The sequence below is a fragment of the Dermacoccus sp. NHGro5 genome, assembly GCF_017565385.1.
GTDB lineage: Bacteria > Actinomycetota > Actinomycetes > Actinomycetales > Dermatophilaceae > Dermacoccus > Dermacoccus nishinomiyaensis.
Map to the genome: position 1 here is coordinate 1 of NZ_JAGEKQ010000061.1, position 1,644 is coordinate 1,644.

General features: G+C 66.7%; 2 protein-coding genes. Both read right to left on the reverse strand.

Annotated features, from left to right (window positions below; all coding sequences use genetic code 11):
- Positions 1-25 precede the first annotated feature (25 nt).
- A complete protein-coding gene (locus tag J4Z35_RS14130) occupies positions 26-790 on the reverse strand; it encodes a DDE-type integrase/transposase/recombinase (protein ID WP_081873804.1) in 765 nt (254 codons plus the stop codon).
- 251 nt (positions 791-1,041) lie between these two features.
- On the reverse strand, positions 1,042-1,461 hold the full coding sequence (locus J4Z35_RS14135) for a hypothetical protein (RefSeq protein WP_186318480.1): 420 nt from the start codon (positions 1,459-1,461) through the stop codon (positions 1,042-1,044).
- Positions 1,462-1,644: the final 183 nt, after the last annotated feature.

Genomic DNA, 1,644 nt, shown 5'->3' on the forward strand with positions numbered 1-1,644 from the left:
GCGGTGGATGTCAACCTGTGGTGAGTCACTCAGGGCCGGGATGGTTGATTCCGGCCCACGCTTTCGGGGCGGGCACTGGCGCGCGGTGGCCGCGGAAACGTTCGGGGTGACGCGCCTGGTAGTAGGCGAGGCTGACTTGGCGGCGCGCGTGCAGAATCTTCCACGACCCGTCGTGCACCTGCGCGGGCGTGTACAGCGCGATCCCACTGTGGTGGTGGGCATGGTTGTACCAGTGCACGTGCTGCGCGACGTACGTGCTCGCCTCCACCAGCGACGCGAACACGCCCGGATACGACGCCCGATTCTTCAGGGTGCGGAACTCGGACTCGATGTACGGGTTGTCGTTCGACACCCGCGGACGCGAGTGCGACACCTCGATGCCATGTGCCGTGAGGAACTCGTTCAGCAGGTTCGAACGCATCACCGCGCCGTTGTCGGCGTGCACGACCTGCGGCACGCACCCACCCTCCGCCGCGATCGCGGCCATGAACAACGCCATCGCATCAGCAGTGCTCTCACGCTGGTGCACACTCGCGACGATCACCTTGCGGCTGAAGATGTCGATGATCGCGTACGCCTTGAACGCCACACCCCGAAACGCGGTGGGCAGGTCGGTGATGTCCCACGCCCACACCTGGTTCGCGCCAGTCGCCAACACCTGCGGTTTCACCCGCGCCACCGCCCGCTCACCCGCCGCGCCCGACTGCTCGACTGTGGCCTGCTCGACTGTGGCCTGCTCGCGGCGCACGCGCGCGGCGATACGCCACCACGAACGCAGACTCGCTTCCATGAAGCCCTCGTCCCACGCCTTCGCGAACGCGCCCGCTACACCCAAACCGCCCGTGCGCCCCGCACTGATGAAACCCGCGACCCGCGCGCACACCGACGCGCTCAACCTCGCTGGCTGCTCCCGCTCACGCTGCGGCACAGGCGATACCGCCGCAGCAACGTCACGGCCATGGTGGTGGCGGGCGTGCCACGTGCCACGCGAGACACCAGCGACCTGCAGCGCACGGCGCTGACTGAACCCCGCCAGCGCGCTCAGGTCTCGGATGAGGTCGTTCTCGGCTGCGATGAACGCTCGGGTGGCGTCGTCGGGGGCGTATCGGGCTCGTGCGCGTGCCAGTGTTGCAAGAGCCCGATAGCTTTTCCCAGCGACTCGTTCGCCTGACGTAGCCCGTCAGCCTCGGTCCGTAGCCGCGCGACTTCCGTGGCGTGGCGGCGTTCTTGCGCGGCGAGTTGTTCTTCCAGCCGGCGCATCTGATCAGAGCGAATATGGTCCATCGAGCCACCCTGACGCGGCGTGAGGCCACGGTCAAGATCACCACGGACATACTCACTACGCCAGCGACGTAACTGACTCGCCGTGAACGGCTGCTGCGCCAACCACGCCGTTTTCTGCCCGAACGCCAACCCCAGATACGTCACTACCGCATCCCGCTTTTCCTCGACCGTGAACACCACGCCTCCTCAACACAAGTGACTCACGACCAGGCTGGCACTTAGGGAAATTCGCAGATGGGGACAGGAATCGCCGTTGAGGACGGGCGCAGGCTCGGGCACGGGCCCTCTCTGAGGGCTGGCGGTAGGCTGCGCCGAGACGAGAGGAATGACCGCATGATCCCCTTGGACGAGGCCAGCGCC